Genomic DNA, 23,610 nt, shown 5'->3' with positions numbered 1-23,610 from the left:
ATTTAGGACATGGGTTTATGAGCCTAATTGACCAGATCAACCAGTTTCCAGGCTGGTTGCCTCACTTGGCTCCTCAGCGCTTTTCCTCTGCCTAGAGTGATGAAACAGGGATATAGCGATCGAGGGGTTGATTAGGACAGAATATAGAGGTATCTCTCCTCACTCAACACTCCTGTCATGCCGAGTCCCTACAGCGATGACCTGCGTCAAAAAGTGCTCGATGCCATTGATAACGGATACTGCAAAACTCACGTCAGCCGCTTGTTTAACATCAGTCGCAACACGATCGACTTATGGCTCAAACGACGGGAGGAAACGGGTTCGGTTAGTGCCATTCGCGCTTACCGACGGGGTCCTCAAGGGAAGATCGCCGATTTGGAGCAATTTCGAACCTTTGCCTCTGAGCATGGACATTTGACCCAGAAGGGGATGGCAGCGCAGTGGCATGAATCGATTAGTGACCACACCATCAGCAAGGCCCTCAGGCGGATTGGTTTCACTCGTAAAAAAAGAGCGATGGCTATCAAGAGCGGGATGAAGCGCAACAGCAAGCCTTCCTAGCTCATTTGCAAACGTATGCAGCAGAACAACTGGTTTACGTCGATGAAGCAGGGGGGGATGACACGGAAGACTATGCCTACGTTGGTATGCTCAATCTGAGCGGGTTGAGGCATTGAAGTTAGGGCACCGCACCCAGCGGGTCAGTATGATTGCTGCTTGGTGTCATCGTCAAGTGGTGGCACCGCTGACCTTCAAGGGTTACTGCGATACGGCTTTGGTGGAAACCTGGATACAGCAGTGTCTGGTCGGGCAGTTGAAGCCAGGGCGAGTCGTCGTGATGGATAATGCCTTTAGACACCTGTCCTAACCAACCCCTCGATTGCTATATGCTGTTGAAGGCGCAGTCATTATTTGAAGATTTGAATCATCCATGCACCCACTGCTGAGATTCCGTGACGAAACGCTTTTGCAGCAAGCCCTGACCCATGACTCCTATGCCAACGAACATCCCGGCGAGCAGGACAATGAGCGGCTGGAGTTTCTGGGCGATGCCGTTCTCAACTTTTTGAGTGGCGAGTATCTGTATGAGCGTTTTTCAAACTTGAAAGAGGGTGAACTGACTCGCTATCGGGCTGCCCTGGTGGATGAAGCACAGCTCGCCCAGTTTGCCATCACGATCGGTCTAGCTGACAGAATGCGATTAGGCGAAGGCGAAAGCGAAACAGGTCGGCAAAAGGCAAGATTACTGAGCAGCACTTTTGAAGCTGTTGTGGGAGCCTACTATCTCGATCGCCAAAAACAGCTCAGAATGCTACGTCCTCATATTCATAATCTGTTTGACGGAGTGCCGTTTAGAGTGCTTTCAAGTCGAGCAGATAAACATCCTAAGAGCCGCCTTCAGGAATTAGCCCAGCTCAAATTTGGAACGCTGCCTCAATATGTTCCGAAAAGAATTGGAGGAACCGATCATGAACCCCTGTATAGAGCGCGGGTGTATATCGGAGAGCAAGTTTTTGGTGAAGGCAGGGGAGGCAGTAAAGAGGCCGCAAATACACAGGCAGCAGAAGATGCACTGAAACGAATTGAAGATGGTTTGCCGTGAACAGCTTTAGCGAATCCGTATAGTCGGGTGAGATCCAGCAGGGGAATTCTAAAAAATAAATACCAGCTTAATCTGCCAATTGTTCTCTTCACGAATAATCTGAATCTCGCGAATAAACTCCCGGAAATAAAATCGGCGTTCGGCTTCGGATAGATCCAGCCAGAATTGGGGGATTGAAACCACTTGAGCGATCGTCTTCAGGTTCACTGGAGGCAATTGTGCCAGCTTTACCTGAAGATTTGCCATTTCGGTTCGCAGTTTGTAGGCGCGAAGGTCAGCGGTTTCTGAGTCCAAAATATCTTGCTGCACCAGAGACGGCAACTGTTCGAGGATGGCTTGTTTGGCACTGATCTGACCTGAGATGCCTTGCTGAATACCGTCAATATCGGGAAGGGGTGCGGTGTTTACTGCCTGAGGGAGATCCTGACAAACGCGATCGATCGTGTGTTCCAACACTTTCTGATAAGGAATGGCGCGGCATTTGGGCTGATGTTCACAGTTCACCGGACGCAAATACAGATATTCCGGGTGAGCGCGAGTTGCTTTGACACGGCTGATTTTCATCGCCGATCCGCAGTTAGCACAGGTGACGAGTCCCGACAGCGATCGCGGGGCACTGGCAGAGCGAGCAGGCATTCGCCGATTGCGCCGCAGCAGGCGATCGACCTGAGCCGCTTCGTCTCGTGACAAAATGGGCGCGTGGGTATCCTGCACCGTTTCTCCGTTGTGGTAGCGCAGATCGCCGCGATACACCGGACTGGTTAGCCAGCGTTTTGCCGTGGAAGCCGAAATTTTTTTGCCGTATTTCTTTTGCAGATAGCGCACGCTGCTTCGCAAAGAGCCATAAAGCAAAAAGTGCTCAAAGAAATCTTTCACCACGGGAGCCGTACTGCGATCGATCGTGTAGCGGTCTTTGCCACGCCGATAGCCGTAGGGAGCTTTGCCGGGAGGCGGCAGGGTTTTGATGCGATTTTGGGCATGACCCCGCTTCAGCTTGCGGCTAGCATGGCTTTGCTGAACCGTTTGCAGCAGATGCAGCACATCCGATCGACGTAGGGGCTGATCGACTGATCCAATGGGTTCTGCGATCGCAATCAGAGGAATGCCAAGCTGCTCAAATTCCCGTAGGCGCTCGCCCACCTCTTCTACACTGTCGCCCAGTTCTTCCAGATGACGCACCAGCACACAAGCGACCGTTTCAGTTTGACAATCGCGCACGAGCTGCTGAAGCTGCGGTCGATTGCTTTCAGCGGAAGCCTGTTTTGCGCCCCCCAAATCCTGATAGATGCGATCGATCGTTCTGCCCCAAATCGCTCGATCGGGCACTGCCTCAAAGAGTGGATCGGTGTAAGCGTAAGCCAGCACGATTCCAGAGTCGATGCTTGAATAAGCGGTCATTGTGGCTTTTTATCGACTAAAAAAAAGCTCTTTTAGCGTCTGTGTACAAGTCGTGTTGTGTACAGAGTCGTGTATAGAGTAGCCAAAATCGGGAGGAAAAAGAGCGATGCGAAGCAGTTTTTGCTTGGAGAAAATTAGGTACAGCACAGCGTTGTGAAGCTTCAACATAAAATTGTTCCTTCGAAGAATTGATTGAGCGTTAAGCGATCGAGCAGAAAACTTAAGAAAGTTAGAACTTCTTAACTTGAACTGCGTCTTACCCCGCCAACCTGCGAAAAATCTGGATTTGCAGGAATAAAACCCCTAGAATTATCAAATGATCTTGCGCGGATAGATTATGAGCTCCACCCTGCATCCTTCAGACGACGCTTTTCCTTCTAACACTCTGACCGAGGCAGAATTTGACGATATGACGGTTGATAGTGCCTCTGATTTATTTTTGCGTCATCGACTGCGGATCGTGGAGGATCTGTGGGAAGCAGTTTTACAGCAGGAATGTGGTCAGCAGTTGGTCGATTTGCTGCATCAGCTGCGATTGATTTACGCGAAAAAAGAAGGCGTTCAAGAAGCGATCGAATCCTCTGCGCTAAAGGTTATCGAAGCCCTGGATTTAAACGAAGCAATTCGGGCTGCCCGTGCGTTTGCGCTCTATTTTCAGCTGATTAATATCGTTGAGCAGCACTATGAGCAGCGCGGACAGCAGCAGCAATATCGAGCTGCCTACGAGCAAGCTGGGGGCAGATCCCTGGTGTTTAACGCAACTCCTTCAACGCTCGAAGATGCAGAGTCAAACGGCAGCAACCTCCACGCTGACCTGCTGGAAAGAACGCTCCATGATTCTTCAGAACGTCGCGAAGCCGTTACCCTGCAAGGACTGCTGCCCCGCCTGCGTGCCCTCAACGTGCCGCCCCGCTTGATTCAGCAAATTATTGACAACCTTGATGTGCGATTGGTCTTCACCGCACACCCCACGGAAATTGTGCGCCACACGATCCGTGACAAGCAGCGACGCATTGCCAACATTTTGCGGCAGCTCGATCGCGCTGAGGAAAATCTGAAGGTGGTTGGGTTGTCTTCTTCCTGGGAAACCGAGGATTTGCGCGATCGACTCACGGACGAAATTCGGCTCTGGTGGCGGACGGATGAGCTGCACCAGTTCAAGCCGACGGTGCTGGACGAGGTAGACTACGCGCTGCACTACTTCCAGGAAGTGCTGTTTGATGCGATTCCGCAGCTTTATCAACGCTTCAATCGATCGCTCAAAGCCACGTTTCCCGATCTGCGTCCGCCGAAGTACAACTTCTGCAAGTTTGGCTCCTGGGTCGGTTCCGATCGCGATGGCAACCCGTCTGTCACACCAGAGATTACCTGGAAAACGGCTTGCTATCAGCGAAACCTGGTGCTCTCGAAGTACATCAACTCCGTCAAAAACCTGATCAACTTGCTGAGTATGTCGCTGCACTGGAGTGATGTGCTGCCTGAACTGCTGGAATCGCTAGAGCAGGATCAGGTTCAGTTGCCAGAAGTGTATGAGCAGCACGCAATTAAGTTTCGCCAGGAACCCTATCGACTGAAGCTGGCATACATTCAAAAGCGGCTGGAAAACACGCTGGAGCGCAGTCAGCAGCTTTATAACAGCGATTATCTCCAGGCAAAAGCGATCGAGGAAACGCCAACCACTTTTTATCGATCGGGCACAGACTTTCTGGCAGAACTCCAGCTCATCCAGCGCAACCTGAAGGAAACCCGGCTAGACTGCCGCGAGATGGATCATCTGATTTGTCAGGTGGAAATCTACGGCTTTTTCCTGGCCCATCTCGACATCCGGCAGGAAAGCAATCGCCACTCGGATACGCTCACTGAAATTATTGACTACTTACAAATCCTGCCAACTGGCTATAGTGATTTGCCCGAAGACCAGCGGATTATTTTTCTTGCAACTGAGCTGCAAACCCGCCGTCCGCTAATTCCGAGCGAGCTGCCTTTTTCGGAGAAGACCAAGGAGACGATCGAAACGCTGCGGATGGTGCGGCGACTTCAGCAGGAGTTTGGCACTGATATTTGCCAGACCTACATCATCAGCATGAGCCATCACGTCAGCGATTTACTGGAAGTGCTGCTGCTGGCAAAAGAAGCCGGGCTCTACGATCCTGCAACGGGAACCGGAACGCTTCATGTTGTACCGCTGTTCGAAACGGTCGAGGATCTTCAGCGTGCCCCGGCAGTGATGCAGCGTTTGTTTGAGCTGCCGTTTTACCGGGCTTCTTTGTCAGGTGACTATGCCGGACGCGAGGCGGAATCGTCTAATCCGGTGAAGCCGCTTCAGGAAGTGATGCTAGGCTATTCCGACAGTAACAAAGATTCGGGTTTCCTCAGCAGCAATTGGGAAATTCACAAGGCGCAGCAGGCACTTCAAATGATTGCTGAACAGTATGGCGTTGCCCTACGAATCTTCCACGGTCGCGGCGGTTCTGTAGGTCGGGGTGGTGGTCCCGCTTATGACGCAATTCTGGCACAGCCCGGACGCAGCATTGACGGACGCATCAAGATTACTGAACAGGGCGAAGTGCTGGCATCAAAATACAATCTGCCGGAACTAGCACTCTACAACCTGGAAACCGTGACCACTGCCGTGCTGCAAGCCAGTCTGCTCAAGAGCGGCTTTGATGACATTGAGCCGTGGCGCGAAGTTGTGGAAGAGTTGGCGGATCGATCGCGCATCCACTACCGCAAGCTGATTTATGAACAGCCTGACTTTCTCGACTTCTTCCTGTCCGTGACGCCGATCGAAGAAATCAGCCAGCTTCAAATCAGCTCTCGTCCGGCGCGTCGGAGTGGTGGGCAAAAAGACCTGACGACGCTGCGAGCAATTCCCTGGGTGTTTAGCTGGACGCAAACCCGATTCCTGCTGCCCTCCTGGTACGGGGTGGGAACGGCAATTCAAAGCTTCCTGGAAGAAGAACCCGAAGAAAACCTGAAGCTGTTGCGCTACTTCTATTACAAGTGGCCCTTCTTTAAGATGGTGATTTCCAAGTGCGAAATGACCCTCTCCAAAGTTGATTTAACGATCGCCCATCAATACGTCCAGGAACTCTCGCCCCCGGAGGATTTAGAGCGATTTGAGCGCGTGTTTGAGCAGATTGCCAGTGAGTATCACCTTACCCGCGATCTAGTGCTGATCATCACTGGACATAAACGGCTGCTTGATGGTGATCCCGATTTGCAGCGATCGGTGCAGCTGCGAAACAGTACGATCGTGCCGCTGGGCTTTTTGCAGGTATCGCTGCTGAAACGGCTGCGTCAGCACAAGTCTAGTTCTTCGGGCGTGATTCGATCGCGCTACAGTCGGGGCGAACTGCTGCGCGGCGCACTGCTCACGATCAATGGCATCGCCGCTGGAATGCGAAATACGGGCTGATTAGTTTGGGGTAAAGGTTGGGCTAAAAGTTGGGCTGATTTGATTTTGCTCTGACTAGAATGGAACTAGTTTCACGATCGATTCAGCCCATTTCAATCCATCTCAGATTCAGCTATGAGCAAGTCAGAAGTTCGAGGGCTCGTCAACGAAGTCAAAGCGCAAGTGAGCATTCTGGCTGCTTTTGTTGCACTGATGTGGGGCTTAGAGATCATTGATACGGGGCTGAGTGGCTTGCTAAATCAGTTTGGGATTTTGCCGCGATCGATCGTTGGGCTGCGGGGCATTGTGTTCGCGCCTTTTCTGCACGGCAACTTTCCCCATCTCATCGCGAATACGGCTCCGTTTCTGGTGCTGGGCTGGTTGGTGATGCTGCGCCGCACAAACGAATTTTTTGTAGTCAGCGCGATCGTCATGCTGATCGGTGGGCTGGCAACTTGGCTGGTCGCTCCACCTTTTACGCTGCATATTGGCGCAAGTGGCGTGATTTTTGGCTATTTGGGGTTTCTGCTGTCGCGGGGCTATTTTGAGCGGCGAATTGGCTCGATTTTGTTTTCGATCGTCGTTGGGCTGATGTATGGCGGTTTAATCTGGGGCGTGTTACCGGGAATGCCCGGAATCTCGTGGCAGATGCACCTGTTTGGCTTTATTGGCGGCATTGTAGCGGCACGACTGCTGGCAGAACCGAGAGCAAAACGCCGATCGTCCAGGGATTTTTGAGGGGATTGCTGCAAGGTTTCCTTAAAGATTACCGGATCGCAGGTATCGCCTCTCAAGCCCCTTCTCAGCTGCCAAAGCGGAACTGCAAGCTCTTGACAAACAAATAAGAATTATGATGAGGAAGAGCAGTGGTTAAGCTGTTCGATCGATCGCGTCAGTTATTGTTGAGCCAGTTTTTGTGAATATTTCCACAACTCCCGATCTGCGTAGCCTGTTTCCGTTCAAACTCGATGACTTTCAAGAAGAGGCGATCGCCGCGCTGAATGCGGGAGAGTCTGTGGTCGTTTGTGCCCCAACCGGATCGGGAAAGACCCTGATCGGGGAGTATGCCATCCATCGAGCACTGGCAAAGGGCAAGCGGGTTTTCTACACCACCCCGCTCAAAGCCCTTTCTAACCAGAAATTGCGTGACTTCCGGGATGAGTTTGGAGCCGATCGCGTCGGTTTGTTGACAGGAGACTTATCGCTGAATCGGGACGCACCGATTATCGTGATGACGACCGAGATCTTCCGCAATATGCTCTACGGTACGCCGATTGGTCAGGTAGGAACTTCGGTCATTGATGTGGAAGCGGTGGTGCTGGACGAATGCCACTACATGAACGATCGCCAGCGCGGGACGGTGTGGGAAGAGTCAATTATCTACGCGCCACCTGGAATTCAGTTGGTTGCTTTGTCTGCCACGATCGCCAACAGTGATCAGTTGACCGACTGGATCGATCGGGTGCATGGTCCCACCAAGCTGATTTATTCGGACTTTCGCCCGGTTCCGCTTCAGTTTCATTTCTGCAATCCGAAGGGGCTATTTCCGCTGCTAAACGATAGCCAGAAGGCAATTAACCCACGACTGAAGCCTAAGGGGGGCAAACCTCGCGGACGGCAGGAGGCTCCCTACATCGAATTTGTGTTGGGTCAGCTTCAGCAACGCGATATGCTGCCTGCGATTTATTTCATCTTTAGTCGGCGAGGCTGCGATCGAGCGGTGGAAAACCTTAGCCATCTCACGCTGGTCAATGACCGAGAAGCGGCAACACTGAAAGAGCAGATCGACGCATTTTTAGAGCGAAATCCAGAAGCCGGACGGGTAGGACACATCGAATCCCTTTATCGCGGCATTGCTTCGCACCATGCGGGCGTTTTGCCTGCCTGGAAAGGACTGATTGAAGAGCTGTTTCAGCAGGGCTTAATCAAAGTCGTGTTTGCAACAGAAACGCTGGCAGCCGGAATCAATATGCCTGCCCGAACCACGGTGATTTCCAGCCTTTCTAAACGAACCGATCGCGGGCATCGCCTCTTGAATGCCTCCGAGTTTCTGCAAATGGCAGGACGGGCAGGGCGACGCGGCATGGATCTTCTGGGTCATGTGGTTACGGTACAAACTCCCTACGAAGGCGCGACCGAGGCGGCGTATCTGGCAACATCAAAAGCTGATCCGCTGGTGAGCCAGTTTACGCCCAGCTACGGCATGGTGCTGAACCTGCTGCAAACCCACTCGATCGAAGAAGCGCAGAATCTGGTCGAGCGCAGTTTTGGTCACTATTTAGCAACGCTGCATCTAAAGCCCCAGCAGCAGGGCATTAATGATCTGATTGCCGAAATTGAGCTTCAGCGATCACAAATTAAAGAACTTAATGCTGACCTGGTGGCGCAGTACGAAAAGCTGAGCGATCGGTTACGGGAAGAGCGGCGGCTCCTGAAAACTTTGCAGCATCAGGCAATGGAAATGCAGGCGGATCAGGTGGCAATGGCGGTTGCTTTTGCCGTATCGGGAACGCTGCTGACGCTGAAAACTAAGCAAATGTCTGTGCCTTTGCCTGCCACGCTGGTCATGAAAGTGCCGGGATCGGGACAGTTCCCCTATCTAGTTTGCTTAGGGCAGGATAATCGCTGGTATGTTGTCGCTGTTTCCGATGTCATCGGACTCCATGCCGAGTATCCGCGTCTGTCGCAGGTCGATCGCCTTACCCCGCCCGAAGATTTGCCGCCGAAAGTCGGTTCGATCAAGCGGAGCGACGAAAATACGCTGGCGATCGTCCGTCAAATCCCCGTGGTTGACTTAGAACAGGATGCCGCTCCAGAAGTGGAAGAACAGCAGGCACGGGTGACAGCGATCGAGGAGCAGATGCAAAATCATCCGTTGCGGAAGCTGGGCGATCCGGGCTATCTGATCAAGCGGCAAAAGCGCATCTGGAAGCTGGAAGAAGAGCTTGAAAGTCGGAAAAGCAAGTTTGCTCAATATTCTCAACGCTACTGGCAGGAATTCCTGAATTTGATGGAAGTTCTGGGACACTTCGGCTGCCTGGCAAACAACAAGCCAACGCCGCTCGGACAGGTTGCCGCCGCGATCCGGGGAGACAATGAGCTATGGCTGGGGCTAGCACTCGCATCGGGCGAACTGGACAGGCTGGAACCCCATCACCTTGCTGCCGTCTGCGCTGCCCTCGTCACCGAAGTGTCCCGTCCCGATAACTGGACTCGCTACGAGCCTTCCGGCGAAATCGGAGAGGCACTCAGCGAAGTCTGGAGCGTGCGGCGAGAACTGCTGAAGCTTCAGCGTCGCTACCAGATCGCCTTCCCCGCCTGGCTGGAGTCTGACTGGATCGGGCTAATCGAACAGTGGGCACTCGGCATCGAATGGCAGGAGCTTTGTAGCCACACTACCCTGGACGAAGGCGACGTGGTGCGAATTTTGCGGCGAACCGTAGACTTCCTTTCGCAGGTTCCTCACGTGCCGTATATCGCCGATGAGCTGAAGCAAAATGCGCGTCGCGCCATTCAGTTGATCGATCGCTTCCCCGTGAACGAAGCTACAGACTAAGCGGATGTGATGAATAAACCTCTTACAGGAAGGATTTAGGGAGCACTGCAGCTCCTCAACCAACCCCTAACGCTGCTGCTGCTGATACAGCACAATCAAAAAGCTCACGCCCAATAGTCCCAAAATCATAATCTGGGGCAGATACCGCTGAAACCAGAGCGAAAAAGACGCGGGACGAGCCGATCGAACGGGCTGAAACGGCTGGCGATCGTCATGGTAAAGGGTACATTCCCTGGCGTAGGGACGCTGAGGATAGTTGCAGGTGTCGTCGGCGTGATAGGTGCAGCTATCGCAAAGATACTCAGACCCAATTGCCTGATGCAAGGTAATTCCCGGATGTCCATGCGCTTTTAGCGTGGTTCGGCAAAAGGGACAGGCGATCGCCTGGGGATCAACAGGCTGATTACAACGAGGGCAAGTTGGCATCAGAGGCAAAGCGGCGAAAAGTTTAATCGAAACTTATATCGAAACAAAGCAAAGGCAGGGCGAAATTCTGAAACAGTCCAAAAGGGCAAACTCAGCTTTAGTTCATCTTCGCCTATCCTCAGCCCAATTGCCCAGGCGAGAAGCGATCGCCGTTGGGTTTTCAAAGTCTCCCCTCGCTCTTTGAGAGCGGTAGATGAAAAGCCTTTTAGAGCGGCAGGTCAAAAGCTGGGGAATTTAGGAGGCAATGCAGCTATCTTCTGCAACTCCAAAAACCGCTTTCAAGGATACCGCTTTCGCACCTGATACCGAGCCGCTCCCACAATTTCCTGATTGCCTGCTCCCATTGCTTCTGCAAAGCGGGTGTCGGTCTGCTCAAGGACATCCGCAGGAACGCTCTTCCAGGCTTCCATGCTCTCCCAGTGAATGACGGCAATCACTTCATCAAGCTGGTCAGGGCTGATCCAGACTTCCTTGCGTAAAAAACCTGGATACTGCGAGAGGATTGCCGTCCAGATTTCATCATCTTTTTGCACAAACTTTTCTCGAAGCTCCGGCATGACGCGAAACTTCAGCCATTCAATTACCATGCCTTTTTCATCCTGCATACGTCTCTGGATCTTTTCGTCATTCTACAGTTTGAGAGTTCGGGGAATACGGTAGCGTCAATGTTCGACCGGGTGGCAAATTTGCCAGAATAAAGCTACGGGCAAAAATGCTCTCATGGCTTCCTGCAAGCAGACGGTTTGCTTGTTGCGCTTCTGAGAGCCATCAGCCAGATTTCACGATGGGCAGCTTACTGTCTTCTAGCTAGCCTCTTCAGGCAGACACCAAGGAATCAGCATGGACAATAATCTTCTGAGAGAATTGATTGCGATGGGAATCAATACTACGTCCCAGGTTGCCGACAAACTGCGGGAGGTGAGCGACCAGCTTGTCAAGGACGGTCGAATTGACCCGGAGCAGGCAGCCCATCTGGCAAATGAAATTATGCAGCAGATCAAGTCTGAACAGACGAACTGGGAAGCCCAGATGCAGCGACAGCTCCGCAATATGCTCCAGGATCTGGGTGTGCCGCGCCAAAATGAAATGGATGAACTGCGCGGACGGCTCGATCGCCTGGAACGACAGGTGCGCGATCTCGAAAATCGGCTTTGGCGATAGAAATTTGCGATTTTGAGCGGGTTTGCCAGGGCATCAAGCAGTAAACTGAGGGATGAGGCTGAGGAATGTGCCTGATTGATTATTTCTGGTCATTCCGTTGAAAAAACCTGAGAAAAACAGGAGGACTGCTTTGCGAGAAATTTTGATTAGCTTCGGCGTGATGCTGGCGTGTCTGGTGATCATTGTTGCAGCTCAGTTGACAAACCGAGGTGCAGAGGCAATTGCCGTGCCCGCATCCAGCCCAGTGAACGCTCCGACGATCGCTCAAGTTTCAACCGCCCCTTCTGTAACTGCCCCTGATACGATAATTGCTATGGCTGACGAAAATCTGGCGAATGAAAATCAAAACGTTGTCACGACGCCTTCTGGCTTGAAATATATTGATGAAGTCGAGGGCAGCGGCGCGACTCCTGAAGCAGGGCAGACGGTGTACGTCCACTACACGGGCACACTGGAAAACGGCACGAAGTTTGATAGCTCCCGCGATCGCAACCGTCCTTTCTCGTTCCGGCTAGGTGCAGGGCAAGTGATCAAAGGCTGGGATGAAGGCATTAGCACGATGAAGGTGGGCGGTCAGCGTCGTTTGATTATTCCACCGGATCTGGGCTATGGCGCAAGAGGTGCAGGGGGTGTGATTCCGCCCAATGCAACGCTGATTTTTGATGTGGAACTGCTGAAGATCGGCTAATTGCCCTCACGATAAAATTTCCAGAAATCCTGATCAACTCAAAACCATTGAGAAAAAAGAGAGGCGTTCGATCGAGCGTCTTTTCTCTTTAAAGGGCTTCGTTTAATCGGCTTCGTTGAGTAGGATTAGTCGATTGATTGCTACGATCGCGTTGGAGCCGCCAGATTTCTAAAGCGAGTAAACTGAGGCTCAAACAGCAGCTTTACAGTGCCCACGGGACCATTTCGGTGTTTGGTGAGGATGACTTCGGCAATGCCGCGATCGGGCGTATCCGGGTTGTAATACTCTTCGCGGTACAGCATCATCACGAGGTCGGCGTCCTGCTCGATCGAACCACTTTCTCTGAGATCCGACATCATTGGGCGTTTGTTCGTTCGTGATTCAACCCCACGGCTGAGCTGCGACAGGGCAATAATGGGAACCTGCAATTCACGCGCCAGGCTTTTTAGCGATCGCGTCATCTTAGAAAGTTCCTGCACCCGGTTATCGCCAGAGCCTTCCATCAGCTGCAAATAGTCGATCAAAATTAAACCCATTGCTCCACCCTGTTCGGCTTGCAAGCGGCGGGCTTTCGATCGCATCTCAGTCACGGAGATATTCGGCGTGTCGTCAATGAAAATTGGCAGTTGAGACAGGGTGCTGATAGCGTGTCCCAAAGGCTCCCATTCAGTTTGGGCAATGCGACCCGATCGCAATCTGCCGCTCTCGACCTGTGCCTCGCTAGACAGCAGACGATAAACAAGCTGCTCTTTGGACATTTCCAGGCTGAAAACGGCGATCGGCAGCTTGTGAAAGGCGGCAATGTTGCGGGCAATATTGAGAACAAAGCTGGTTTTGCCCATCGAAGGACGACCCGCTGCGATGATCAGATCCGATCGCTGAAAACCTTGGGTCATGGCATCTAGATCGTAGAAGCCGCAGGAAATTCCGGGCAGTACCAGACCGAGCGATCGGCTTTCAATGTCAGAGAAAGTGGAGGTGAGGATGTCTGATGTGGCGATAAGTGCCTGAGTGGGGCGAACCTGGGTGATGTTAAACACTTTTTGCTCTGCCTGATCGAGGATCTTTTCGATCGGAGAAGCAATGTCGTAGCCCAACTGAGCCACTTCGGTTCCCACATAAATCAGCTTGCGGCGCAGATACTTATCCATCACAAGCTGGGCGTACTGATCGATATTGACCGCGCTGACCGTGCGATCGACCAGTTCGGCTAAGCGAGTCTGTCCGCCAATTTTTTCCAGCAGTCCGTGGTCATAGAGCCAGGTGGTGACGCTCATCAGGTCGGTGGGTTTGCCCTGGGCCTGGAGCGTGGTTGCCGCCCGATAGATTTCCTGATGGGCACTGATGTAGAACGCTTCGGGACGCAGGATTTCTAGCACTCGCCCGATCGCTTCCGGGTCAAGCAAAATTCCGCCCAGAATGGCTTCTTCGGCATCAATGTTTTGGGGCGGAACTCGATCGCTATAGCCTTGAAAGTTAAGTTCGTGCATCAGACCCGACATGGAAAGAACGCTTAGCAGGACAGGGAAAATCAGTACTTTCGTACTAAGTCAGCTTGGTACTCAGTATTCTATCCTTACTCGGCTCGCCTGAATGCGATCGATCCGCAAATTCATCAAATGTCTGTTTACTCCGTGTTAAACAGCAGAATATCAAACAGCACAAAACAAGGGGCTTTAGCCCCCCGTCTGCACCAGTCATGGCGAAACTTTGGAATCGCCCTACCGCAGGGGAACCACCTGAATGTCGATCGTTGCTGTGACTTCGGGGTGCAGCTTGATGTCGATCTTGTAGGAACCCAGCGTTGAGATGTCGGGAACACTGATGCTGCGGCGATCGATTTCCAGACCCAGATTGCTTTGCAGCAGATCGACAACTTCCTGTGCCGTCACCGTACCGAAAATTGCATCGCCTTCGCCCACCTGCTTTGAGATCGACAAACGGCTGGATTTTTCCAGGGTTGCCTTTTGGGTTTCTGCTTCTTGCCTGAGCTCGAGCAATCTTTGCCGCTCAGCTTCTCTGCGACGCTCGACCTGCTTGAGAATGCCGGGAGTCGTGCGGACTGCAAACCCCTGTGGCAGCAGATAGTTCCGGGCATAGCCGGGAGCGACCTCTACCACATCGCCTGCCCGACCTAACTTGCTTACGTCTTGATTCAAGACCAACTGAATACGCTTTGCCATAGCCTTTCCTGTACGCTTGCGGTACGCTCTATTCCGATTAAAAGATTGCCAGCATATCATCGTAGCGAACTGAGACAACCGATCGCAAGTTATTTTTGAGCAACTTTGAGCCACGCGCTCCTAATATTCTCCAATTTGTCGCCCTATAATGCTCTAGGTATCAACGATCGCGCCCAACAAGCTACACCCAAAAACTTGGCGTTTATCTGGCAGTGCCCGCAAAGATTCACTCAATTCGCAGGCAAAGACAATTCGCAGGCAAAGATATGAGTACAACCATTAAGCTGGATGCAAATCACCTAAATCGGCTGGATCTCTCGCCCGCTCAGACGGTGATTGAAAAATGGATTACAGACGGGTCGATCGGCACTCAGGGGCAGCAGATTTGCTTTGAGATTGACTTTCCGCGTGAGCCAGAAGATCCGCGAGAGCTGTCTGAGGTCCCAGAAGTGCGCCTCTGGTTTATCCGGCTGGATGCTCGCTATCCCTGGCTACCCTATCTACTGGACTGGGAAGCAGGCGAACTGGGACGCTACACGGCGATGCTGGTTCCGCATCAGTTCAGCCCCATTGAGGGAATTCAGTTTAACCCGGAGGCTCTGGAAATCTTTGTGATGGGAAAGGTTTTTGTGCTGATCGACTGGCTCCAGCAGCAGGGCAGCTTTAACCGCACCAAAGTAAAGTTTCTGACGCAGATGGTGGGCTATGAAATCGACGATGCCTTCTTTGACCTGATTGGCGCGTAGGCCAGAACCGATCGATCAGGAAATAATTTCAATCAGGAAAGAATTGTTTTGGAGACAATGCGCGTCTTCTTGCGGTCGGCCTCGGTCAATTCCTCCCCAGACTGAAGGCGGGTTGCGGTTTCTTGCAGAACGGTGGCTGCGCCCTGGTCGCCCATTTGCAGCGCGGTTTTTGCAGCGGACTGAAGCAGAGTTGCGGCTCCAGCTCGATCGCCCTGCTGGAGTTTGCTTTCAGCAATTTGGGTCTGGCGATATTTTGCCAGCGCCAGAATGTGCTGCTGCACCTGATCATTGAGCGCGGGCTGATAGTTTTGTTGGGTCATTACCTGGATCGGAATTCGTTCAGACCGCAGCCCTTCTGCCCCAATCAGTGGATCATCGTAGCGCACCTGAACCTCGGCGATTGTCTCTGTGCCTTCGGGCAGTGTACCGATGTAGAGGTTGGCAAGAACCACACGCGGCACGTCAATCATTAAATCGCCTAATCGAACAACATACTCTGCACCCTGCGGGGTCACGGGCAACTCGATCGTGTCGGGAATGACCTGGGCGATCGGTTTGAGTTCTGCCAATCGCACCTGGGGCTTGAGGGTTAGCAGCAAATGGGCATTGGTCAACCCGATAGACTGCATTCGGGTAAACAAACGGCTAAACTCGCTAACGGCGGCTTCGGGCTGCTGAATGTAAGAGAGCGTTCCGCCTGCTGCATCGGCAATTTGCTCCAGCACGTCTTGATTCCAGCGATCGCCAAAGCCAAGGGTATTCAGGGTCAGGTTATAGCTTGCAGCCAGGTTTGCCAGTTTCAAGCAGCGATCGTTATCACCGTGCTCGTTTTCCCCGTCGGTCAACAAAAATGCCTGGGAAATTGCGTCTTTCTTGCCTTTTGCAAGTTCTTCGATGCCGAGCCGCATTCCTTCGTCGATCGCCGTGCCGCCGCTGGCTTTGATGCGGTTAATCTCAACTTTGATATCAGCAGGATGATCGATCACCTGATTCGGAATTAGCACTTTGGCTTTGTGATCAAACACAATGACCGAAAGCCGATCGCCCGGAGACAGGCTATCCACAATGCGATGCGTCGCTTGCTTGACGGTTTCGAGGGGTCGCCCGTTCATTGAACCGCTGTGATCCAGGATCAGGCAAAGGTTAAGTGGAGCAGTTCTGCCGATCGATTCGGGCAGGGCAGACAAGGAAACGGCAAGCTGTCTTTGGTGGTTTGCCTGCGCCAGGTTGAGATGGGCATCGCTCAAGGCTGCCTGTAAACCCACTCGCATAACGATCGCTCCTGGAAATGAAGAGGTGAGGATAGCGGTGAAAAAAGGTACTTCAACGGGAGATTTCCATCTTACGGAATTTGGCTTGAAATTTTTGGGCGGGGTACGGGTGGATGGATAGGGAAATGGGGCGATGGAGGAGATTGGCGACTGCTCAAACATCCTTTATGACCCTGCTCAAACATTCTTTATGACGTAGAATCAACCACTCGATCGCCCAAACGAAATTGAACAATCTGGGTGATTTCTGTGAGGGCTTGCTGCGTTTCGGCAGCGATCGAGTTTTGCAGGCGGCGATCGAATTCCGCTAAAATGCTCGCTCTGCTATGGTTGCGGACGGCGATGATGAAGGGGAAGCCGAATTTGGTTTTGTAGGCGTAGTTGAGCGTTTGAAAGCGATTGAATGCTTCTGGGGAGAGGCGATCGAGTCCTGCGCCGGATTGCTCCTGGACGGAGTCGGCTGCCATTTTGACTTTGCTGCCTAGATCGGGGTGAGCGCGGATCAGGGCGAGTTTTTCTGCTGGGGTCATTTGCTGCATTGTGGCGATCAGCTTTTGGAAGAGATCTGCACGATCGGCAAAAGGGCGGCTGTGCCAGGTTTGAGCGGCGATCGAGGGAGTTTCTTCAAAAACTGTGCCCAGGGCGGCGACGAATTCTTCCCGAGAAAAGGCGTTCAGTTCAGCGATGGAGAAAGGCATAGGGTTCAGCAACTATCTCAACGGTCCACCCAGGATCGTGTTAGCGATCGAATCAGTTACGTCGGTCGGTTTTTCGGTAGCAAGCTGCCGATACCATTGACGCGTAATGTCCGGGTCTTTACCGTGAATTTGCTCGGCACGTTTACGAGCTTTTTGGACGATCGCGCAGGTGCGGGGATGGCGATCGGCTTCATAGCGGTGCAGAGCATCTTGAACGCTGAGGTTTGTCGTAAGGAGGAACTGTGTGAGCACATAAGCATCTTCCATTGCCTGACAGCCGCCCTGACCTAGATCCGGACAGGTAGCGTGGGCAGAGTCTCCCAGCAGCGCAACCCGACCGCGCACCATGCGATCGATCGGTCCCACATCGTGAATCAAGACGCGATTGGTGGTTTCAGGATTCAGTCGCTCGATCAGCCGCTGTACCGGATCTGCCCAGCCCAGGAAAAACTGCGATAAGTCCGAGCGAATCTCGCCCAGTTCCGAGGTTTTTTCTTTGGGCATGGGCACATCAAAAAAGAAATAAAAGCGATTTCCTGCCACAGGCATCATCGAAGCCCGCTTAAAGTCGCCTACATAAATTGCCCAGGTGTCTGACGGAGCCAGATCGGCACTGATGGGAACCAAGCCGTTCCAGTTGACATAGCCGCCGTAGATTGGCTCAACCGAATGCCCCAGCACAAATTCACGGAGAACCGATCGCACCCCGTCTGCCGCAATCACCAGATCGCCTGTGGCGCGATGTCCATCCTCAAACACTGCCGTCACGCCTGTCTCGGTTTCTTCTACACCAACGCAGCGAGCGTTCAGCTTCACTTCTCCCGGAAAGGCATTCAGCAGCATTGTTTGCAAATCGGTTCGAGCTACCGGATAGGGTCGCTGTCCGACCGTTTGCACCAGGGGAGCGAGATCGATCGCATTGAGCAGATCGCCGTTTTGAGTGCGGTACTCCATGCGCTCCATCAAGCCGCCGATTTGCGCCATGGGCTGACCCAAGCCGAGGGAATTCAGCACCTTCACCCCGTTTGACCAGACCGAAATCGCTGCCCCCGCCGGACGCAGTTCTCGGACGCGATCGTAGATTTCGACCTCAAATCCGGCTCGACTAAGGGCAACGCCTGCGGTTAACCCCCCAATTCCCGCCCCGATAATAACAATCTTTAGCTGCTGCATCGTTCCCCCGCTCGCTGCCCGTTTTGTGTCTTGAATCTGCGTCTGTAGATTGTATTAGCAGTTACAGCCGTTCTGTCTGTTTGATCGTACACACTATGCAGTGATGAGTGATGGGAAGGGTGAGGGGAACTTCGTCGGAGTGTCGATCGAGTTTGGGCGATAAGTTTCCGTTCTGTTTCGATTTCACTCCCAAGATTTCAAGATTTTCTAACCTGCTGGGCAACAGACGAGCGAAACCGCTACAGTCCAGATAGTAGTGTTGAGAGTACGGGGCGGGATGACAAACAAAATGCAGGAGTCGATCGCACCCAGGTTTGCAGACAGCTGGGAGGGGAAACGGTGACACAGCAAGAACAGCTCGAAACCAGTTTGTCGCTCACGATTAACGGTGATCGCGTTCGACTAAAGGGCATTTCGCCTACGACGACGCTCCTGGAATATCTGCGGATTAACGGATGGGTCGGCACAAAAGAAGGGTGCGGGGATGGAGACTGCGGAGCCTGCACAGTGGCGATCGTGGCAGAAGGGGCAGACAACCAGCCTCATTATCAAGCAGTCAATAGCTGTCTGATTCCGATCGGATCGCTAGCAGGGCGGCAAATTATTACCGTAGAGGGGATCGCAAACGGGGCACTGCATCCGGTGCAGCAGGCAATGGTGGAAACGGGCGGGTCGCAGTGCGGCTACTGTACGCCGGGATTTATCATGAGTCTGTTTGCGGCTTATTACGATGGCACGCTCGATGATGGTGCGTTAGAGGGCAATCTCTGTCGCTGTACGGGCTACCTGCCAATTCGTCGGGCGGCGCAGCAAGTCGCAAAGGCAACCCCGGTCGATCGCTTTTCCCAAACGCTGGTAGCGGCTACCACCAATCTGGAGCCAGTGCGCTACACCGATCATGAGCAGCAGTTCTTTCGTCCCACCCGGCTTCAGGAGGCGATCGATCTGTTGCAGCATAACCCACAGGCGGTTCTGGTGGCAGGCGCAACCGATCTGGGGCTAGAAATGAGTCACCATCGGCAATCTTTCCCCATCCTGATTTCCCTGGAGGCGGTCAGCGAACTCAAGCAGATTGGGGAAACGCCGGATTTTGTTGAAATTGGGGCAGCCGTGCCGTTGAGCCAGGTGGAAACTCAGCTGCGCGGCATCTTTCCCAGTCTGGACGAAATGCTGCACTGGTTTGCAGCGCGTCAGGTTCGCAATCGGGCAACGATCGGCGGCAACCTGGGTACGGCTTCCCCGATCGGCGATTTGCCCCCGGTGCTGCTGGCTCTAGATACACAAGTGCAAATTACAGGGATAGCGGGAGATCGATCGCTTCCCCTCGCGCAATTCTTTAAAGGCTATCGCCAAACTGAGCTACAGCCCGGAGAGATAATTCGATCCATCCAAATTCCCCGTCAGCCTACGCCCGGTGCAGCCCGTCGCCTCAGCCAGTCCTATAAAATCGGCAAGCGAGGCACAGACGATATCAGCATTGTGGCAGCATCGTTCACGATCGATCTGGATGCTGAAGATCGAATTCTTCAGGCTCGGCTGGCTTATGGGGGAGTGGCAGCAACTCCGGTGCGGGCGATCGAAGTGGAGCAGCGATTGATCGGTCAGTCCTGGACAAGGGAAACGGTGCAGCAGGTCAAGCCCGATTTGCGCGAAGCCTTTACGCCACTGACCGATCTGCGAGCCAGTGCGGACTATCGCAAGCTGCTCATTGCTAATTTGTTTGAGAAGTTTTTTGTGGAAATGGAGCGTCAAGCTGTTGCCCTTGGCGCTTAGTGGAATGCAAAGCAGTTCTCGCTTCAGGGTAATCGGCACAACATCATCAGGAAGGTCAGCAAATGCCCACCGGACAACGCAAAAGCCACGAAAGCGCAGTCTCCCATGTGAGCGGTAAGGCAGTCTATACCGACGATCAGCGATCGCTGATTGGCATGCTATCGCTCTCTCCGGTGCTGTCTCCCCATGCACGGGCACAGATTACTCGAATCGACGTGAGTGGGGCTTACGACATCGAGGGAGTGGTGACGGTGCTGACGGCAGAAGACGTACCGGGGGCAAACGATACCGGAGCGATCGTGCAGGATGAGGTTTTGCTGCCCGTGGCGGACGTGAGCTATTGGGGACAGGCGATCGTCTGGGTGGCCGGGGAAAGTGAAGAAGCTGCCCGTCTGGGAGCCGCCAGGGTGGTGGTGGAATACGAGCTGCTCCAGCCGATCTGCACAATTCAGGAGGCAATCAACGCCAATAGCTTTCACAATGCGCCGCAGGTTATCCGCCGAGGAGAGCCTGAAACCGCCCTTCAGCAAGCGGACATCGTGCTGGAAGGCGAAATTGAGATGAACGGGCAGGATCATTTTTACCTGGAAACCCAGGCGAGTTGGGTGATCCCGGACGGCGAAGGGCACTATCACGTCTATTCCTCAACGCAGCATCCCTCGGAAACGCAGATTATTGTGGCGCGAGTCCTGGGAATTGCCAGCAATCAAGTCACTGTTACCTGTCTGCGAATGGGCGGCGGCTTTGGGGGTAAAGAAACTCAGGCAAATCCATTTGCGGCGATCGCAGCAGTGGCAGCCCGAAAAACAGGTCGTCCGGTGCGGGTGCGGCTGCGGCGACACCAGGACATGATGTTGACCGGAAAACGGCACGGCTTTTTAGGGCAATACTGCGTTGGCTTTACCCCAGAAGGTCAGATCACCGCGCTGGATCTAGATCTCTACGCAGACGGAGGCTGGAGCCTGGATCTATCGCCGCCTGTGCTGCTAAGGGCAATGCTACACGTTGATAACGCCTACTATTTACCCCATGTGGAAGTGCGGGGACGAATTGCCAAAACCCACAAGGTCTCGAATACCGCATTTCGCGGCTTTGGGGGACCGCAAGGCATGATCGTGATCGAGGAAATCATCGATCGCATCGCCCGCAAGCTGAACCTATCCCCCGATCAAGTGCGCGAACGCAATTTTTACCGCGAAGACGATGCGGACGGCGATCGCAATACGACTCACTACGGTCAGGAAATTGTCGATAACCGAATTCTGCGCGTTTGGAACGAAGCCAAAGCGCGATCGAACTATGCAGAACGACAGGCAGTGATCAACGCTTTCAATCAAGCGAACCCCGACCTGAAACGTGGACTGGCAATCACACCCGTCAAGTTCGGCATCTCGTTTAACAAAACCCAATACAACCAGGCAGGCGCACTGCTGCTGATCTACACCGATGGCAGCATTCAGCTCAACCACGGTGGTACAGAAATGGGGCAGGGACTCCACACGAAAATGCTCCAGGTAGCAGCAAAATCTTTGGGGGTGCGGATCGATCGCTTCCGCGTCATGCCCACCAGCACTGATAAAGTCCCCAATACCTCAGCAACGGCGGCTTCTAGCGGCTCTGACCTGAACGGGCAAGCGGTGAAAGATGCCTGCGAAACCCTGAAATCTCGACTGGCGATCGTCGCTGCTCCGCTGCTGAACCTCGACGCGCCGGAGGATCTGGAATTTGCCGAAGACTGGATCTTCTGTCGCGGCTATCCCAGTTTGCGCGTGGGCTTTGATGAAGTTGTGCAGCGTGCCTATAACGATCGCATCAGCCTCTCTGCCACAGGCTATTACCGCACACCCAATATTTTCTGGGACGCAGTAAAAGGACACGGCAGACCCTTTTATTACTATGCCTACGGAGCAGCCGTTAGCGAAGTAGAAGTAGACGGTTTCACCGGGACGTTTAAGCTGCGGCAGGTCGATATTGTGCATGACGTGGGCGAATCGCTCAATCCCCTGATCGATCTCGGTCAGATCGAAGGCGGCTTTGTGCAGGGCATGGGCTGGCTCACCATGGAAGAACTCGTCTGGGACACTGAGGGACGACTGCGAACCTTTGCCCCCAGCACCTACAAAATTCCCACGATCAGCGAGATTCCCGAACATTTCCAGGTGCATTTGCTCCAACGGGCTGCTCAGGAAGGCGTGATTTACGGCAGCAAGGCCGTGGGTGAACCCCCGTTCATGCTGGCAATGTCCGTCCGAGAAGCGATTCGGGCAGCAGTAGCGGCATTTGGCAATACAGATGCAGTCCTTCTGGCGGCTCCGGCGACCCCTGAAGCAACGCTATGGGCGATCGAGCAAGTCAAAGCCAACTCCATCCTGGCATCAGAACGGCTTCCAGTCCTCAGCGCTGAATAGGGGCAAACCATGTCCCTGGAATGCTTTCGTCAACTCACGCAGCTTCTCCCCCACACCCCGGCAGTGCTAGCAACCGTTATCCATGTCAAAGGCTCTGTACCGCGAGAAGCAGGCGCAAAAATGATCCTTACCCTCGATCGCATCTTTTTCACGATCGGCGGCGGCGCAGGCGAGGGCAAAGTCATCCAGCAAGCCAAAACCGTCCTGGAAATCGGAGAACCTCAACTCGTTCAAATCGACCTTACAGGCTCTCCCAATCAACTGCAAGAAGGCATCTGCGGCGGCAAAATGCAAATCTGGCTCCAACGATGGCAAGGCAGCGAATCCCTCACCCTCGCCCAACAAATCGTCGATCTCCTCCAATCCGGTCACTCCCTCACCCTCACCACCCCCCTGTCTCCTCACCAATCCCCTTTCCTTACCTCCGCTCACCCTCTCATTCCCCCGTCGCCCCATCCTCTCACTCCTCCACCTACCTATACCGAAACTCTCCACCCCCCACCCACTCTCCTCATTATTGGCGCAGGCCATGTCGGCGAACAGCTTGCAAAAGTCGCTCACCTGGCAGGTTTCCAAATCTGGGTGCAGGACGATCGCCCCGACTGGGCAAACCCAGACCGCTATCCGCAGGCAAACCAAATTTTCCGAGAGCCGATCGCCCAAATCCTCGATTGCTTACAGCCACAGTCTCAGCTTTACGTGGCACTGGTCACACGCGGCTATCTGTTTGACTTGGAAGCCCTCACTGTTTTGCTGCAAAAACAAATCCCCTGCTGTTACCTGGGCATGATTGGCAGTAAAAAGCGGGTACGGCAAGTGTATCAAGCGATCGAACAAACGGGCATTGAAGCAGCAAAACTCAAAACCCTTTATGCCCCGATCGGCTTAGACATTGGCGCACTCACCCCCGAAGAAATCGCTGTCAGCATTGTGGCAGAACTGATCATGGTGAGACGAGGGGGATCAGGACGATCGCTCTCTTGCCGTTTGTAAGGAGGCACAATTAGGCACGATAGTTATTAACCTGGCAAGTATAGAGAGTGCATAAGGTCAGGCAGCATAAGCAATGGCAGGATGTTTAAAGTACCGCACGATGCGCCCCGGCAACTTCTGAAGCTTATGCAGATGA

19 protein-coding genes and 1 pseudogene are annotated in these 23,610 nt (G+C 53.3%); 12 read left to right on the top strand and 8 right to left on the bottom strand.

Translation table 11 applies throughout. From position 1 onward, the window contains the following. Window positions 1-177 precede the first annotated feature (177 nt). The 3 genes and pseudogenes from NDI45_RS27175 to rnc all read left to right on the top strand — a co-directional run bounded on the left by NDI45_RS27175 (window position 178) and on the right by rnc (window position 1,603). The gene (locus NDI45_RS27175) at window positions 178-561 is read left to right on the top strand and encodes an IS630 transposase-related protein (RefSeq protein ID WP_348249604.1); all 384 of its coding nucleotides are present in this window, start codon (window positions 178-180) and stop codon (window positions 559-561) included. 94 nt (window positions 562-655) lie between these two features. Beyond that, window positions 656-868 (top strand): annotated as a pseudogene (locus NDI45_RS27170) (transposase); the annotation flags it as partial. Window positions 869-931: 63 nt separating this feature from the next. Further along, the gene (gene rnc, locus NDI45_RS27165) at window positions 932-1,603 is read left to right on the top strand and encodes a ribonuclease III (protein WP_348249603.1); all 672 of its coding nucleotides are present in this window, start codon (window positions 932-934) and stop codon (window positions 1,601-1,603) included. A gap of 48 nt (window positions 1,604-1,651) precedes the next feature. Here rnc and NDI45_RS27160 read toward each other — a convergent pair whose 3' ends face one another. Then, window positions 1,652-3,001, bottom strand: a complete 1,350-nt coding sequence (locus NDI45_RS27160) for a recombinase family protein (RefSeq protein ID WP_348249602.1) — start codon at window positions 2,999-3,001, stop codon at window positions 1,652-1,654. Between the two features lie 337 nt (window positions 3,002-3,338). On the opposite strand from NDI45_RS27160, the gene ppc reads away from it, so the two are divergent. From ppc to NDI45_RS27145, 3 genes are all read left to right on the top strand, one after another. Further along, window positions 3,339-6,419: a phosphoenolpyruvate carboxylase gene (gene ppc / locus NDI45_RS27155; protein WP_190792762.1), complete on the top strand. Its 3,081-nt coding sequence runs from the start codon at window positions 3,339-3,341 to the stop codon at window positions 6,417-6,419. Between the two features lie 114 nt (window positions 6,420-6,533). Next, window positions 6,534-7,136, top strand: a complete 603-nt coding sequence (locus tag NDI45_RS27150) for a rhomboid family intramembrane serine protease (RefSeq protein WP_348249601.1) — start codon at window positions 6,534-6,536, stop codon at window positions 7,134-7,136. Window positions 7,137-7,314: 178 nt separating this feature from the next. After that, window positions 7,315-9,954: a DEAD/DEAH box helicase gene (locus tag NDI45_RS27145; RefSeq protein ID WP_190792760.1), complete on the top strand. Its 2,640-nt coding sequence runs from the start codon at window positions 7,315-7,317 to the stop codon at window positions 9,952-9,954. Between the two features lie 66 nt (window positions 9,955-10,020). Here the strand turns inward: NDI45_RS27145 and NDI45_RS27140 are convergent, their stop codons facing one another. After that, window positions 10,021-10,380, bottom strand: coding sequence for a zinc ribbon domain-containing protein (locus tag NDI45_RS27140; RefSeq protein WP_190792759.1), 360 nt, complete (start codon window positions 10,378-10,380; stop codon window positions 10,021-10,023). 278 nt (window positions 10,381-10,658) lie between these two features. Beyond that, window positions 10,659-10,967, bottom strand: coding sequence for a TIGR03792 family protein (locus tag NDI45_RS27135; protein WP_190792780.1), 309 nt, complete (start codon window positions 10,965-10,967; stop codon window positions 10,659-10,661). A 253-nt stretch (window positions 10,968-11,220) separates the two neighbouring features. Here NDI45_RS27135 and NDI45_RS27130 point away from each other — a divergent pair, with 253 nt between their 5' ends. Both NDI45_RS27130 and NDI45_RS27125 read left to right on the top strand, forming a co-directional pair. Then, complete coding sequence (locus NDI45_RS27130; RefSeq protein ID WP_190792758.1) at window positions 11,221-11,541, top strand: phasin family protein; 321 nt, start codon at window positions 11,221-11,223, stop codon at window positions 11,539-11,541. Between the two features lie 130 nt (window positions 11,542-11,671). Then, the gene (locus NDI45_RS27125) at window positions 11,672-12,229 is read left to right on the top strand and encodes an FKBP-type peptidyl-prolyl cis-trans isomerase (protein ID WP_190792757.1); all 558 of its coding nucleotides are present in this window, start codon (window positions 11,672-11,674) and stop codon (window positions 12,227-12,229) included. A gap of 140 nt (window positions 12,230-12,369) precedes the next feature. Here the strand turns inward: NDI45_RS27125 and dnaB are convergent, their stop codons facing one another. Beyond that, window positions 12,370-13,722, bottom strand: a complete 1,353-nt coding sequence (dnaB, locus tag NDI45_RS27120; RefSeq protein WP_190792779.1) for a replicative DNA helicase — start codon at window positions 13,720-13,722, stop codon at window positions 12,370-12,372. 228 nt (window positions 13,723-13,950) lie between these two features. Further along, window positions 13,951-14,412, bottom strand: coding sequence for a 50S ribosomal protein L9 (rplI, locus tag NDI45_RS27115; protein ID WP_190792756.1), 462 nt, complete (start codon window positions 14,410-14,412; stop codon window positions 13,951-13,953). 266 nt (window positions 14,413-14,678) lie between these two features. Between rplI and NDI45_RS27110 the strand changes: the two genes are divergently transcribed. Continuing rightward, a complete protein-coding gene (locus NDI45_RS27110) occupies window positions 14,679-15,158 on the top strand; it encodes a CRR6 family NdhI maturation factor (protein WP_348249600.1) in 480 nt (159 codons plus the stop codon). 32 nt (window positions 15,159-15,190) lie between these two features. Here the strand turns inward: NDI45_RS27110 and NDI45_RS27105 are convergent, their stop codons facing one another. The 3 genes from NDI45_RS27105 to hpxO form a co-directional block, all read right to left on the bottom strand. Next, window positions 15,191-16,429 carry a VWA domain-containing protein gene (locus NDI45_RS27105; RefSeq protein WP_348249599.1) on the bottom strand — a complete coding sequence of 413 codons (1,239 nt, stop codon included), beginning with the start codon at window positions 16,427-16,429 and terminating at the stop codon, window positions 15,191-15,193. 188 nt (window positions 16,430-16,617) lie between these two features. Further along, window positions 16,618-17,127, bottom strand: coding sequence for a 2-oxo-4-hydroxy-4-carboxy-5-ureidoimidazoline decarboxylase (gene uraD / locus NDI45_RS27100; RefSeq protein ID WP_348249598.1), 510 nt, complete (start codon window positions 17,125-17,127; stop codon window positions 16,618-16,620). Between the two features lie 12 nt (window positions 17,128-17,139). Next, window positions 17,140-18,300: an FAD-dependent urate hydroxylase HpxO gene (hpxO, locus tag NDI45_RS27095; RefSeq protein ID WP_348249597.1), complete on the bottom strand. Its 1,161-nt coding sequence runs from the start codon at window positions 18,298-18,300 to the stop codon at window positions 17,140-17,142. Between the two features lie 339 nt (window positions 18,301-18,639). Between hpxO and xdhA the strand changes: the two genes are divergently transcribed. The 3 genes from xdhA to NDI45_RS27080 all read left to right on the top strand — a co-directional run bounded on the left by xdhA (window position 18,640) and on the right by NDI45_RS27080 (window position 23,474). Next, on the top strand, window positions 18,640-20,073 hold the full coding sequence (xdhA, locus tag NDI45_RS27090; protein WP_348249596.1) for a xanthine dehydrogenase small subunit: 1,434 nt from the start codon (window positions 18,640-18,642) through the stop codon (window positions 20,071-20,073). Between the two features lie 62 nt (window positions 20,074-20,135). Then, on the top strand, window positions 20,136-22,481 hold the full coding sequence (gene xdhB / locus NDI45_RS27085; protein WP_348249595.1) for a xanthine dehydrogenase molybdopterin binding subunit: 2,346 nt from the start codon (window positions 20,136-20,138) through the stop codon (window positions 22,479-22,481). 9 nt (window positions 22,482-22,490) lie between these two features. After that, window positions 22,491-23,474, top strand: coding sequence for an XdhC/CoxI family protein (locus tag NDI45_RS27080; RefSeq protein ID WP_348249594.1), 984 nt, complete (start codon window positions 22,491-22,493; stop codon window positions 23,472-23,474). The last annotated feature ends 136 nt before the right edge of the window (window positions 23,475-23,610 follow it).

Origin of the sequence: Leptolyngbya sp. GB1-A1 (assembly GCF_039962475.1) — a bacterium.
Classification (GTDB): Bacteria; Cyanobacteriota; Cyanobacteriia; order Elainellales; family Elainellaceae; genus Leptolyngbya_A.
The sequence above is the reverse complement of the archived record's forward strand: the minus strand, read 5'-3'. Positions and strand labels throughout refer to the sequence as shown.